We start from the raw sequence: 13182 nt of genomic DNA, 5'->3' as shown, positions 1-13182 counted from the left end.
TAGGTGCGGCGTCATGAACTCGGGAGGCTTCCAGTGTCTTCTAGCGCGCAAACGAATCGGCAGATCCACTTCGACGCGGATGCGTTTCCCTCGCCGTCTGCAACTGGGAAGAACCGGCTGCTACTGGAGATCCACCCTCAAGCGAAAGAAGCCGTTGTCTTCTCCAGCGGGCACCGGCACTTCGAATTGATCGAGGCCGTCCACCGTGCCGGTGAACCCGGGAGCAGCCGGTAGCCACTGCTCGAGATTCGTGGAGAACTCGACCGAGACATCGACGTCGGTAGCGGCGGGGTTGATCGAGTAGCGGTAGGTGGGAGTTCCCGAATTCGAGTCGAGCGAGGGGCCGGTGCCGGGGAGCAGGGGATCAAGCCCAAGCGCGTATTCAACGACGTTCGCGATCCCGTCTCCATCCGGGTCGGCATCGGGATGGGTGATTCCGGATGGTGCTCCGAACCGGTCGAGGATCCATGAAGCGAACGGGCTGTCATCGATCGCGACTTCGGCAGGTGCGGAAGCGGCAACGAGGTTCGCGCTTGGAGCGATGGTCACCTCGAGAGTCTCGGTTCCTTCAACTTCCTCATCCGGCAGGCCCTCAAGATCCAGCGTCGCGGTTGTGTTGCCTTTGGCGATACGCACCGTGCCCGAGTTTCCATTGGCGATCCGGTAGTCGAGATCCATGTCGGCTCCGGTAAAGGTGAGTTCGATATCGGTGTCCTCGTCGGCCGGTTGGGAGAGCGTGACTGTGAGAACGGCGGAACTGCCGCCGGTTTCTGAGAGTCGCCCGTCGGCCGATACCGAGGCGGTGGGAAGACTGCTGAAGGAGGCCTTGGCGAGCGGGTCGCCCAGCACGAGGGTTTGCCAGGAAATGTAGCGAACCGACGACCAAGCGGCTTCGACCCAGGTCCGACCATCGATGAAGTAGTGCTTGAGCAGGTAGGAGTTTCGTGGGGCGCCGTCGGTCATCGGTTCCCACACATTGCCAACTCCGAGCGTTCCGCCGGCGTCGATCCAGTCCGACAGTTGCCCGTGATCGCTGAAGCCGCCGACGCCGCCGAACTTGCGTGCGTTGAAGCTCTCGATTCCCGAGTAGACCGCACCGGCGGCAAGTTGTCCCTGCCAGGTGGACGTGAATCCGGTCCAGTGACCACCCGAGTGATTGCCGCCGTAGCCGGTCAGCGCGGCAACCCGGCCCGAGAGGCGCTGGGTGCCGGCGTTGCCGTTGGGGAGGTCGCCATTTTCGCCGATGATGAAGGTATTGGTCTCCTCGTACAGGAAAGCCGGCCATTGGGGTGCGACCTGTGACTCGGTCGAGTTGTAATCACCCAGATCGTAGGTGCCTCCCGCATGCTTGTCCTGAACGATCCAGTCGCTCTCCGGGTTGTAGTTGGCGACCGGGCCCCGCTGGATCATCCCGATCACCGCTCCGAGCGAGTTTCCGTCGAGTCTCGAAACGAGATACATGCACCCGGGGTCGAGATTGGAGCCCTTCTTCGAGGTCTTCATCGTCCAGGTCGTGCCCCCGGCGACAAACGTGGCGGAGTCTCGAATGCCGCTCCGGTCGAAGGATGCGAAGGGCGTCGCCAGGCTGCGGAAGGGGTTGGTCACCCGATTGTCCGCGGGGGAGTCCATGGCGTTGGCGGTGTCGCCGACTTCGAGATCCTGCCACAGTAGGGTCAGCTCGGAATCGACCGATACGTAGGATGCCTTTCCCGCCTGCCACAGGTTGTAGGCGGTGCCGGGGCTGTCTCCGACGTCTCCCAGATTCAGATCCCGGATCCGGTGGGGAATGCCCTTGGTGAGAACGATGACCATCACGTCCTCGGCCGATCCGGTGGACTCCAGATGGGAGCGGAGCGGGTTCCGGATCTTCGAAACGAACTCCGAATAATCGATCGTGCCCGGCAAGAGGGAAGGATCGTTCAGGTCCATGCCCCGGACGCCGGGACGGACCGCCTGGTAGGCCTCCCAAACCGCCTGACTGTCGGGCTGGGCCGAATTCCGGACCACCAGAACGTTGTCCTCGGCCAGTTCCTGATTGGCCGCTCCCCAGAGGGGTAGGGACGAAAGTGCCAGCAGCATCGAAAGACGCCCCGGAAAGCGGAGAATGTTTGAAGAGATCACCGAACCAGAGGGATATTTCGGCGATCTAAATAATTAATTTTTATTAAATATCAAACTTTTCCACCTAACAGGTTGGAAATTTTTATGAATCGGCTCCCATGGATCCCGGAAATTGGCTGATCCCGGCGTCTGTGGGCGACGGCTCAGAAGAGGGAATTGCCCACACCCTCAAGGCTGGAGCGGCTCGATGCGGAATTCCCATCGGTAATCCCGGTCGGCCGGAATGAGGTAGGGGGTGTTGACCGGGAGCCCCCAGGAATTGTCGCCACCGACGCCCATTTGGAGGTGGTCAAGATTGACCGTGATGAAGTCGCGCTCCGGCAGGTCGAAGTCGTGAGTGCCGCCGGTGAGGTCCTGCATCGAGTAGGGCCAGGCGCTCGCCGATAGCGTCTCGGTGGAGCGGAACCCAAGCCCGTCGCCGGTCGGGTTGGCGAAACGGATCCAGCGGATGTCGCAGCGGTTGCCGTTTTCCTGAGGCCGCACGTAGGGCGTGACCCAATCGCGGACGGTCGATTGGTAGCGCCCGACCGGTGCGGAGGTCTTGCGGTCCCAATAGCTCTCATGCGGTCCGCGGCCGTACCACTCCACCTCACCGAACTCCGCCGGAATGGCGAACTGCAGCCCGAGGCGGGGAAGGTCCGGAGTCTTCTTTTTGCCTTTGGTCGCAATCCGGAAACGACAGCTTGTGAGAATGACGCCACCGGAGGTCATGGTGTGCCGTGTGTGAATCACTGCGCCGATCCCCGGAATCCGGGCCTCGCACTCGACAAAGCCCTGCTGGTCGTTATCCGTGCCCGAGGTGATGGACTTGACCTCCACCTTGCTGCCCGCCTCCTTCCAGACCGCGAGCTTCTTATCGACCTTCCAGCCGAGGTCGTTGTCGGTCAGGGCGCGCCAGAAGTTCCAACGCATCGGTTGCACGATCAGCTCGCGGTCACCGATCCGGTAGGAGCTCAGCAGGCCCGTGTCGGATGAAATCCTCGCGGTCACCCCGCCGTCGCTCAGCCCGAACCCGTCGGCTTCCTTGTTCGGCGGGTCGGTGGCGACTGCGGCGCGTGGCTCGGGTTTCCCGTCGCCCAAGGCAAATTGCTCCCACGCGACGACATGCCCCTTGGGTGTCCACGGGGTATCGCCTTTCAGGATGAGTCGGAAAGTCACCATGCATTCCGTTCCTTTCGCCGATTCGAGCCATGTTTGCACACGGACCTTCACCTCGCCCGTGCCACCCAAGGGGACGGACGGAAGTTGCAATGTCTCCGAGGTGACCTGCTGTCCGTCACCATGAATGTCGGCGTGCAGTTCCAGATCGGAAAGCTCTCCATCGAGCGCCCGATTGATCAATGTCAGGCGGCCGGCTTTCAGTTGTGAGCCGTCGAAGGCCACCGGTTGATGAACCTTGCGGACCTCCTCGTAGTGCGGATGCGGCGTGCGATCCGCGGCCACCAACCCGTTGACGCAGAAGTTGGTGTTGGTGGGCACGTCGCCGAAGTCGCCGCCGTAGACGAAGCCTTTGCCCGGATCGTTTCGGTCGCGATACAGGGCTTGGTCCACCCAATCCCAGATGAAGCCGCCGGCGAGCACCGGCTCGGCCCAGATCAGGTCCCAGTAGTCTTGGAAATTGCCCACGCTGTTGCCCATGGCATGGGCGTATTCATTCATCACGAAGGGGCGGCCCGACGGGTAGGGGCCGTGTTGTTCCTCGTGCGACGTCTGGCCCTGTTCACCTTTACGTTTGGCTTTCCCCTGCACGTGCTGCTTGAGCCACGAGATGGGCGGATAGGTCTGGCTGTCGACATCCGCCGCGCGGTTCATGTCCGCATACTGGATGAGGCGTCTTTCGGGATCCGCGGCACGGGCCGCCTCGCGCATCGCGAGAAACGTGTCGCCATAGCCAGCCTCGTTGCCGAGCGACCACATCACGACCGACGGATGCTGCCGGTCGCGGATCACCATCCGTGTCATCCTCTCGACGCATGCCGCCGACCAGTCCGGTTGGTCACCCGGCAGCACCCTTTTGTGATAACTCAGCCCGTGGGATTCGACGTTGGCCTCGTCCATCACCAGCATGCCGACTTCATCACACAGGTCATACCATCGCGGGTCGCAGGGGTAGTGGGCGTTGCGCACGAAGTTGATGTTCGCCCGTTTCATCAGCTCGAGGTCCTTCCGCATCAGCGCCTCGTCCATCACGTAGCCGGTTTGCGGATCGAACTCGTGCCGGTTGACTCCACGGATCTTGAAAGGCTGGCCGTTGAAACGCAGCTCCTTGCCTTTCGCTTCCAGCTTGCGGAAGCCGACCGGCAGGCGGAATGCCTGCACGAGATTGCCGCCGGACTTCACCGTGACCTCCGCGTGGTAAAGCGCCGGGTTCTCGGGTGACCAGAGCTGCGGTCGGGAAACGGAAAGTTCGCTTCTGCCGGTTCCGATGCGTTTGCCGGCAGGATCGTAGAGAGTCATCTCCACATCCGGTTCCGCTCCGGGCATCGGCGTGGATCGGAGCGTCAGGTGACCCTCGTTCTTTTCGAGGTGAAATCCGGATTCGGCATAGACGTCCCACAGGCCGTCCGCGGGCATCGCGTGGAGCATCACGTCGCGGAAGATCCCGCTGAGACGCCAGAAGTCCTGATCCTCGATGTAGGAGGCGTCGCTGAACTTGTAGACCTCGACCGCGAGCCGGTTCGCCCCGGGCCTGAGCTGGTCCGTGATGTCGAACTCCGCCGGCAGTCGCGATCCCTGCGAGTAGCCGACCTGCGTGCCGTTGACCCAGACGAACATCGCCGACCGAACCCCGCCGAAGTGCAGGATCACCCGCATGTCCTTCCAGGTGTCCGGTATCTCGAAGTCCCGGAGGTAGGAGCCGACCGGATTGCGTTCCTTGAAGCTGGTGAAGCTCGGGTCGGGCTCACCCATCACACGTGGTGGATCGACTTTGAAGGGGTAGTTGATGTTGACGTAGAGCGGTGTGCCGTGGCCCTCCCGTTCCCAGGTCGATGGGACCGGGATCGTGCCCCACGCCGAGTGGTCGAAGTCCGCACTGAAGAAATCCACGACCCGTTCTTCGGGGCGCGCTGCCCAACTGAATTTCCACGTGCCGTTGAGCGACCGCACCCGCGGTCCTTCGCCGTAGGGGTGCTGTCGGGCACTCGAGGGATCCGGGTGACCCCAATGGTTGCCGCGCGCCTCCAGCTTGTGGGCTCCGGTAATCCGGGCGTCTTCGATTTCCTTCGGCACTTCTGCCGCCGACATTACTCCGGCCACCAGCAGGCCGGTCCATAAAAGGGTTTTTGTCTTCACGTTCGGGTAGGGTGGAAAGCCTCCGGCAGGGCGGGGCAGGTGACAAGATCGAAGCCGTCGGAAGAGTTTGCCTTTCCAGCCGCGTCACGGATGGAAGACGCGGGTGCTCAAGTCGCAGCGTGCACGGCGATCGCGCGCATTGCAGATCTCGTAGGGTGTTGCTCAGTGATCTCGGACTTAACGGAGATGCAGGTCGATGGTCGTCGGTTCCGCTCTACGGCAAGGCTTGCGGCGCATCTCGGGCGTCGCGGTCTTTGGCGGCACGGAGCGTGCGGAAGGATACCTGAGGGCGGAATCAACCGGCCCTCGAACCAAAAACATGACCATGAAACCACTCCTTCTGATATCATTCGCAGTCGCCGCCTCCTGTGTGCCCGCCACCTTCGCTCAAGATGTGGAAGTCGTAGAGGTGCCCGTCGTTCCCGCTCCCGGAACCGGGATTGACGTCGATACCGATGTTGCTCCCGCGGCCACCCTTCCTGATGACAAGGCCGACCTCGACGATCCCATTACCAAGCAGATCGCCGCTTCGCCCGGACTTTCGAAACTGCAGACTCTCATCGAAGCGGCCGAATTCGAGTCCCGGCTCAATGCCGAAGGACCGATCACCTTCTTTGCTCCGAACAACACCGCCTTCCGCGACATGAGCGACGAGGAGTTTCAGCAGCTGCTGCTGCCGACCAACAAGGAGCGCTTGGTCAAACTTCTCGAGCGACACATTGTTGACGGTCCGCTGGCCGCCCGTGATATGGAGACGGGCGCCCTGGAAACCGCTTCGGGCGAGCAGGTGCTTGTCGTCGTCGAGGGCGAGAGCATCACCGTCGGTGAAGCCAATCTCACGATGGCGGATCTTGCCGCTTCCAACGGAAGCTTCCACATGATCGACCACATCCTCAAGACCGTGCCTTCGGACGCACGCAAGTGATTCGGCAGCTGGTTGAAACCTGAAAAGGCGGATCACTCCAGCCCGGGTATTCACACCGATCTCCACAACGTCCCTGCCGTCCTTCGTGGCGGTAAGGGGCGTTGCTGCCGTTGGGGGAGCTTGCCTGGGTTTTCTCCGGCGGCCTCGTCAGCGGCGCCTCGAGTGAAGGCAGAGCAGTGCGCCACCGACGGCGATCAAGTGGAAGCGTGACGGCTCGGGCACACCGAGTGCCTCGGCGTAGGTTGTGGCGAACCGGATCTCATCCCACTCGCCGGCGTGGTTTTCGTAGATCGAGATCGTGTTCCAGTCCGACTGGTCGAAATCCTGATCGGTGATCGAGGCGATTGCGGATCCCTCACCGGGCTCGGGCGCCGCGGGGTCGGTGACGTTGAAGAGGAAAAACTCGTCGGCGGTTCCGGAGGCGTTCCAGTTGATCTTGCCGACCAGCAGATAGGTCGCGGAGGTATGGGCAAGTCCACTGTCGTCGCTGGCTGCCGGATTGGTGCTGGCGTCGCCGACCACCCACGCATTTGCATGAATCGTGGTATTCCGGACACCGGTGTAGGGAGAAAATCCGAATCCGTCGCCCGAGGTCACGGGGTCTCCGGAAGTGTCGCCGAAGGATGAATTGCCGAACATGAAGGCACCTCGTTCGTCACTGCCGGAAGCTCCGGGCAACCAGAGGACGCTGAACCAGATGGTCGTTCCATCGGCTGTCAGCGTGCTGCGGGCCGAGTCGGAGATCGTCCGGTTGGCTTGGGCGCGGTTGAGGTTGCTGGTGCGTTCGGCGGTGTTTCCCGAGACCGGTAAGGAGCCGAAGCTCAGGCCGGGGGAGCGCACCCCCAGCGGGTTGCTTCCGCTGTCGGACTCGACCCATGCGCTGCCTCCGGGGCCGCTGAATCCGGTCCCTCCGTTGGCACCGGAGAGGGAGCCGGCCGGATAGTCGAAACCCTCGTAAACCACCGCCGATTCGGCGACCGGTCCCACCGCTGCGATCACGCCCAGCAGGCCGGAGATCAACGGGGGGAAGAAGGACTTCATGTTCGGCGGGGGAAAGAGGAGCAACGAGGCTCGTATCAGACGCTCACCGTCGAGTCAAACCGGCGGCGGGCGCTCGGGTGCCCGCGGGGGGAGTGCGCTGACGACAACTAGCGGGCGTAGCTCAACTCGGTGGCCGTCAGCTTCAGGTCGTCCTCGATCGCGCGCTTCGGCGCGAGCCCGCTTGATCCGAGCGCATCGTGGTAGGACCGCACGGCCTCCTCGGGCGACAGGTCGCCGTCGGTAATCTTCCGGAGGTGGCGGACGAACTCCACCGGATGCTCGGCATCCTTGATCTTGCGCCCGAACAGAGCGACGCGTGCGCCGTGCCGCTGCGCTTCGCCGATCAGTTTGAAGGCGTCGTGAGTGGTGCCCGAGCTGCCTCCGAGAATGCCGACGATCATGTTCTCCGGGTCGTAAGCCGCGAGGTCCTCGATCGCATCGGGCGAAAGGAACGGGATCTTGAGGAAGACCGGCCAATTGTCGACCGGCACGCCGGCGAGGCACCTGCAGATCTGATCGTTGACGAAATGGGGCAGGTCTCCCTCGGTCACGCGGCCGGCGAGGTTCGGAGCGAAGACTTCGAGGAAGTAGCGGAAGCCATGCTCTTCGGCTTTGAGTCTGAATCTTTTGAATGCCTCAAGGCTTTCGTGATCGGCATCGAGGTCGTTGTTGAAGGTGATCGAGTAGAGGCCGAGCTTCGCCGAAGTGCCCGCCATGGCCCGGCCGAGATCGCAGGTGGCGAACGGTCGTGACGCTTCCTCGCGGTAACGGGCACCGCGGCCGCACCAGATGTCGGTCGTGTCGTTGGCGCGGATCGCCGGTGTGACGTCGCTCCGGTCGAACAATCCTTCGCGGTCCAGCAGGCCCAGCTGGGAGACGGAGGCCAGCAGGATGTCGATCACGCCGTCCTCGACGATCTCGCGGATGCTTTGCCGGAACTCCGGCATCGTGTTCCATCGTTTGCCGTTTGCCGCGGCAGGACTGCCGGCCGCGGGAATGCCCCAAGCCATGTCCGCGTCTTTGGCATCGGCGAGGATGAAGGCGTGCGGATCGCTTTGCTTCCGGATGACGTCGAGTTTCTGGAGCAGGCGGTCTTTCATGGGAGTTCGGAAACGGCGGCTTGCAGGGCGGGCGAGAAACGGTCGAGGTCACGCTCGATGTCGGCCTGGTCGGGAATCCCGCTACGCCCTCCCAAAGCCGTGGCCACTCGGGACGCGACCCAAGCGCCGAACTCCATCCGCAGCGCCAGCGGCCAGCCGCGGAGCAGTCCCACGGCATAGGCACCGTGGAAGGCGTCGCCACAGCCGTTGGTATCGATGACCTCCGTGGCGAAGGCCGGCTGATGGATGACCCCGTCCGGCGTCAGCGCCCAGCTCCCGTGTTCGCCGTCGGTGACCACCATCTGGCCCGTTCCGAGACCGGCCAGCGCGTGAAGTGTGTCTTCCGGTGCGTCCTTTCCGGTAACCGCACGCGCGGTGTGAAGTGGCAGCACGACGTCGGTGGCGAGCGAAATGCATTCGTTCACGAACTCCGACTCGCCGTGCTCGAGGTCGATGATGCTCCGGCACGGCGTTCCCGCGGCGGCACGCAAGATCGCGAGCGCGGCGGTCGTGTCGTAGCCATCCACGAGGATCAGCTTCGCCTTTGCGACCGCTTCGCCCGGGATGTCTTCGGCGCGGATCCATCCGTAGTCGCGGAGGTTGTAAAAGACGGTCCGCTCACCGGTCTCGCGATCGATCTGGACCATCGACATGCCGGCGCGTTCGCCGGGCGCGTCGATCAGGTAGTCGGTCAGAATCCCGGCTTGCTCGAACTGAGACCGCGACAGTCGGCTGATCGCGTCGTCGCCGAGCCGGGCGACAAATGCGGTGTCGTGGCCGAAGGCGGCCGTCACGCAGGCCGCGGTCGAAGCGGGTCCTCCACCCTGGACCTCCAGTTCGTCCGTCTCATACTTGCCGCCCTGCACGACATCGGCCGGCGGGCGGGCGAGGAAGTCCACCACATTGATTCCGGTCGCGATGACTTCGGGGCCTGAGTCGGGCATGGGGGAAGAGGTGAAGCCGGTGTCGGTTCGCTCAGGTTCCGTGGCTATCGAGGTAGCGCTTTACCGGAGTGCGGTTGAGGAGGATGAGTGCGACGACCGGATAGGCGAAGGAAACCGCCGAACCGAAGAAGGTCGAGATGTTCGACAAGGTTTCCTGCGTGTCCCCGCCGATTGCCTGGTTCATCCGTGCGGCCGCCGGCATGATGAAGACCACGGTGATCACCAGCGAGGCGACCTTCATGACAATCGACGTCCACGCGTAGCCATTCGACCAGGTCACCGCGTTCCTTCGCTTTTTCACCAACTTGATTCCCGCGACCAGCAGCAGCGCCGCGAGCACCAGCGTGAATCCTGTGGAAAGGAATGAAAACCACGCGATTTCGGCCATGTAGCCTTGGAGGGCGTCGAACTCACCTCCTGCGGAGCTCCCCGCCGGCCCTGATGCCAGACTTCCCAGCTTGCCGAGAAAGAGCATCCCGACGGCCGCCATGATCGCGCTCACCACGCCCAGTCCGGCGAGCACGAGATGGATGATGCCGAAGACCTTGATCGCCGGCGGCGGTTGATCGGGAAACTCGGGCGCCGCCGCTTCAGGGGCTTGGGGCGGAGTGTAGGGAGAAGTGGGATCGGTTGTCATTTCGGCCTGTAGCGATTCGACCACGGCCATCCGTGTCGTGTCGAGCATGGGGGCGGCTGCGGTCCTGTTCCGTGGCCGAAACATCCGGAACGCAACGGCGACTTGCTTTGCCGCGGCCGGCTGGTCATCCTGATAAGATGACTGCCCGATTCTTTCCGATGCTGATCGGTGTGGCGGCTTCCCTTTGGAGCCCCTTGGTCCATGCGGTTGCGTGGACGGTCGAGGACGAGTCCGTGACCGACGCCAACGTTGCCAGTGCGGCGTTCGGTCCCGACGGGCGCCTCTACGTGATCCATCTCGACGATACGGTCCCGTCATCGCCGACCGGCAGGGTCGCGCGGTTGGTGATCTACGACCGTGGAAGCTTCTCCGGCCAGACCCTTGAGGTGGTCGGGCCGAGCGGAGGGACCACGATCGAGCACTTCGTGGAAATGGTGGCGGATCGGCACAGTGTCTGGGCCGTTTGGAGAAAGAAGGAGTCGACCGGTCCCGGGATCATCCGTGCCGCGAAGGTCTATCCCCTGACGGGGCCGCCGGTGATCGAGACCGTTGACAGCGGTTCGTCATTCAATCGTTTCGACGCCTGCATGGGGGCGGGCGGAACGCCGCGGGTCGCCTTCATCAACTCGAATTACCGTGGTGTCACGGTGGTCAGGAGAACCTTTGCCGGAACGTGGGAGAGTAACAACCTGTCAGGGCTTCAGATTCCCACGCACTCGATTTACCGGGAAATCCAGATCGCCGCAGGCGGCTCGTCTCTCGATCTCTTCCTGTGCGCGACCGAGAACCTCTCGCTGTCGGGAGGGGGGACGGGCCATCAGGCGACCCTGACCCATCGCTCGGCGGTGGAGCCCGGCACTTGGAGTCTGCTCAACTTCGGCTCCGCGACCCCGATCGAAGACGTCAATTTTCCGACCGACGACACCGCCGCGATCTATCTCGACGCCGAATGGACGCCGGCCGGCCAGCTCGCGATTGCCTACAGCCAGGTCGATGAGCGGGATGGCAAGCTCGCGATCCTCGAAAGCGGCGGTTGGGTCGCGCGAACCTATCAAGACGTCAGCGTGGGCATCACCCGGGGGGTGTCGATGGCGGGTGCCGCGGATGGCAGCATCCATGTCTCATGGACCAATACCCTCAATACCATCCAGCACCAGGTTTGGGATGGCTCCAGCTTCAGTGTGGCTGATCCGGTCGGCACGGTCCGTTCGTTCTACCCCCGCCTCGCCTGTGACTCGCGGGGAGTGCCGTATTTCGCGTCGACCGAGACCGACGGGTCCCTGCTTCAGGTGTCGACTCCTACCGACTTCACCGACGAGGATCAGGATGGAATCATCTACCTTTTCGAGGATGCGTTCCATTCCGACCCGCTGGTTCCGAACCGGGATTCGCTCCCGATCTTCTCGATCGAGAACGTGGGCGGGATGGAATACCTCGCGTTGAGCTTCCTCGGCGACTCGGGTGGATCGGGCAACAATCCTTACGTCGCTACGGATTTCACCTACTCGGTCGAGCTGTCCCATGACGGAACTTCGTGGAGCACCACGGGAACGGTTCTCAAGGACCGGTTCACCATTCCCGGAAGGGGGACCGTCTCGACGATCCGCAGCCAGTATCCGATCGGCGATTTCACGAAGGAGCTCCTGCGCGTGAAGGTCGAGAGGAACTGACCTGCAAGCGTGCGGGAGGGGGCCGGGGCGGGGGGGTAGAATCCCGTGGCACTTTGCCGCTCCACGGGTTACACTGGCAGGTGGAACCCCGACCTTGATCCATTGCCATGAACGATTCCGAATCTCAGGACCCGGTGGCCGAGAAGATTGCGCAGATCGATGCCCGGCTTGAAGCGCTGGAGGAGCAACTCCATCAGATCGGCCGACCCGCCGCCAACCACCTCTTCGAGCGTCTGGAGGCACTGAAAATCGAAGACCGCGCGTTGTGGCGGAACTTCGAGGAAGTCCGCAGCCATCCGCGGCAGGAACGATTGGAGAAGCTCGAAACCCTGCTCCGCCACATCGAGCGCGAGGAAGCGTCGGTCGAGCACGAGGCGGCCTTTCTCGGACTATCGGCTCCCTCATCCGTGGTTCTTGCCGCGGAGGCCGCCACGAAAGTCGCCGATGCGGTCGGTCACAGGGTCGGCAAGATCCTTCACGGCCACCATCCGTTCGGTAGCTCGGTATTCGTCAACCACAGCCACAGCCAGCTCGTCGATTATCACGGGCTGCAGGAACCCCGGCCCCCGCGGGACGAGGGCGACGCGTCGTGAGGTGATCGGGCCCGTCGACAGGGCGACTACAACCTGCGACGCTTGAGAACCAGCAGGCTCAGGCCGGAAAGCACGAGCAGCGACGAGCCCGGTTCGGGAATCGCTTCGAAGGCGGCTCCGGCGATCAACCTGAAATTGGCCCCGGTGTTGTTGATAGGCGCCAGATAGCTGCCGGGGCCGGTGCCATCGACCACCTGATACTGCGAGAGCGCTTGGTAGCTCTGCGGTCCATTATAGTCGTAAAGGGTCTGCCAGGCATCGCCCGCGTCGGCGGTGAGCGACTGGTTGTTGCGGGCGGCTTCCTGCACCAGGAAGCCGGAGGCCGTGGTCAGCGAAATGGTTGCATCGGCGATGGTGGCACGGCCGGACTGGACGTCTTGCACTCCGAGCTTGAGGCCGTCCACCGCATAGAGACCGAAGCCGAATTCGGTTTGGCCCCCGTCGGCCAGTTCGATGCGCAACGTGCCGTCCGCTGCAACGTTGTCGAGGTAGTAGATGCCCACGCCCACCCGGTCGCTGTCGCTTGCTGAAAAGAAGGCGGTGTTCAGCGCCACCCCGGCGTAGGAGATACCGGTTACGGTCGCACCCGCGAGGTCGGCGCCGCCCGCCTCATCCTTGCTGCTGTAAACCATCACCAGCTTGCCGTGACCTGCGGCGGAGAAATCCGACGTGCTGATGTTGATCTCGTATCCCCAGGGGCCCGCTCCTCCGTCGAGTTGGGTGGGGGCGCCACCGGCGACGGCCGGGGCGTAGGAATCCTGAAGAGTTACGGCAGCATGTGCGCCAGTCAGGCACCCACATGCGGCAACGAAGATAGCAAGGCGGCTCGGTTTCATCGGGAGAGTGCTGCTTCGGAA

General features: G+C 63.1%; 10 protein-coding genes. 3 read left to right on the top strand and 7 right to left on the bottom strand.

All coding sequences use genetic code 11. From position 1 onward, the window contains the following. Positions 1-120 precede the first annotated feature (120 nt). Together HAHE_RS03840 and HAHE_RS03835 are read right to left on the bottom strand one after the other, a co-directional pair. Positions 121-2121, bottom strand: a complete 2001-nt coding sequence (locus HAHE_RS03840) for a hypothetical protein (RefSeq protein ID WP_338688762.1) — start codon at positions 2119-2121, stop codon at positions 121-123. Between the two features lie 168 nt (positions 2122-2289). Beyond that, positions 2290-5415, bottom strand: coding sequence for a glycoside hydrolase family 2 TIM barrel-domain containing protein (locus tag HAHE_RS03835; protein ID WP_338688761.1), 3126 nt, complete (start codon positions 5413-5415; stop codon positions 2290-2292). Between the two features lie 325 nt (positions 5416-5740). Here HAHE_RS03835 and HAHE_RS03830 point away from each other — a divergent pair, with 325 nt between their 5' ends. Beyond that, entirely contained in the window at positions 5741-6340 is a 600-nt protein-coding gene (locus HAHE_RS03830; protein WP_338688760.1) for a fasciclin domain-containing protein, read from the top strand. 147 nt (positions 6341-6487) lie between these two features. Here HAHE_RS03830 and HAHE_RS03825 read toward each other — a convergent pair whose 3' ends face one another. The 4 genes from HAHE_RS03825 to HAHE_RS03810 form a co-directional block, all read right to left on the bottom strand. Beyond that, the gene (locus HAHE_RS03825; RefSeq protein WP_338688759.1) at positions 6488-7381 is read right to left on the bottom strand and encodes a hypothetical protein; all 894 of its coding nucleotides are present in this window, start codon (positions 7379-7381) and stop codon (positions 6488-6490) included. A gap of 107 nt (positions 7382-7488) precedes the next feature. Next, on the bottom strand, positions 7489-8481 hold the full coding sequence (locus tag HAHE_RS03820) for a hypothetical protein (RefSeq protein WP_338688758.1): 993 nt from the start codon (positions 8479-8481) through the stop codon (positions 7489-7491). Beyond that, positions 8478-9425, bottom strand: coding sequence for a carbohydrate kinase family protein (locus HAHE_RS03815; protein ID WP_338688756.1), 948 nt, complete (start codon positions 9423-9425; stop codon positions 8478-8480). The genes HAHE_RS03820 and HAHE_RS03815 overlap by 4 nt, the downstream gene beginning before the upstream one ends. Positions 9426-9456: 31 nt before the next feature. Beyond that, on the bottom strand, positions 9457-10110 hold the full coding sequence (locus HAHE_RS03810) for a hypothetical protein (protein WP_338688755.1): 654 nt from the start codon (positions 10108-10110) through the stop codon (positions 9457-9459). Positions 10111-10199: 89 nt separating this feature from the next. On the opposite strand from HAHE_RS03810, the gene HAHE_RS03805 reads away from it, so the two are divergent. Both HAHE_RS03805 and HAHE_RS03800 read left to right on the top strand, forming a co-directional pair. Further along, positions 10200-11732, top strand: a complete 1533-nt coding sequence (locus tag HAHE_RS03805) for a hypothetical protein (protein ID WP_338688754.1) — start codon at positions 10200-10202, stop codon at positions 11730-11732. A gap of 107 nt (positions 11733-11839) precedes the next feature. Continuing rightward, positions 11840-12325, top strand: coding sequence for a hypothetical protein (locus tag HAHE_RS03800; RefSeq protein WP_338688752.1), 486 nt, complete (start codon positions 11840-11842; stop codon positions 12323-12325). 26 nt (positions 12326-12351) lie between these two features. Here the strand turns inward: HAHE_RS03800 and HAHE_RS03795 are convergent, their stop codons facing one another. Continuing rightward, positions 12352-13161, bottom strand: coding sequence for a PEP-CTERM sorting domain-containing protein (locus HAHE_RS03795; RefSeq protein ID WP_338688751.1), 810 nt, complete (start codon positions 13159-13161; stop codon positions 12352-12354). Between the last annotated feature and the right edge of the window lie 21 nt (positions 13162-13182).

The organism is Haloferula helveola, assembly GCF_037076345.1.
In the GTDB taxonomy this organism is placed as follows: domain Bacteria; phylum Verrucomicrobiota; class Verrucomicrobiia; order Verrucomicrobiales; family Akkermansiaceae; genus Haloferula; species Haloferula helveola.
This window is presented reverse-complemented; position numbering and strand designations above follow the sequence as displayed.

What these genes read in the sequence shown, in the direction of transcription:
- HAHE_RS03800 (WP_338688752.1), top strand. Translation starts at nt 11,840, where the DNA reads ATGAACGATTCCGAATCTCAGGACCCGGTGGCCGAGAAGATTGCGCAG.
- HAHE_RS03830 (WP_338688760.1), top strand. Translation starts at nt 5,741, where the DNA reads ATGAAACCACTCCTTCTGATATCATTCGCAGTCGCCGCCTCCTGTGTG.
- HAHE_RS03810 (WP_338688755.1), bottom strand. Translation starts at nt 10,110, where the DNA reads ATGCTCGACACGACACGGATGGCCGTGGTCGAATCGCTACAGGCCGAA.
- HAHE_RS03805 (WP_338688754.1), top strand. Translation starts at nt 10,200, where the DNA reads ATGACTGCCCGATTCTTTCCGATGCTGATCGGTGTGGCGGCTTCCCTT.
- HAHE_RS03820 (WP_338688758.1), bottom strand. Translation starts at nt 8,481, where the DNA reads ATGAAAGACCGCCTGCTCCAGAAACTCGACGTCATCCGGAAGCAAAGC.
- HAHE_RS03795 (WP_338688751.1), bottom strand. Translation starts at nt 13,161, where the DNA reads ATGAAACCGAGCCGCCTTGCTATCTTCGTTGCCGCATGTGGGTGCCTG.
- HAHE_RS03815 (WP_338688756.1), bottom strand. Translation starts at nt 9,425, where the DNA reads ATGCCCGACTCAGGCCCCGAAGTCATCGCGACCGGAATCAATGTGGTG.
- HAHE_RS03825 (WP_338688759.1), bottom strand. Translation starts at nt 7,381, where the DNA reads ATGAAGTCCTTCTTCCCCCCGTTGATCTCCGGCCTGCTGGGCGTGATC.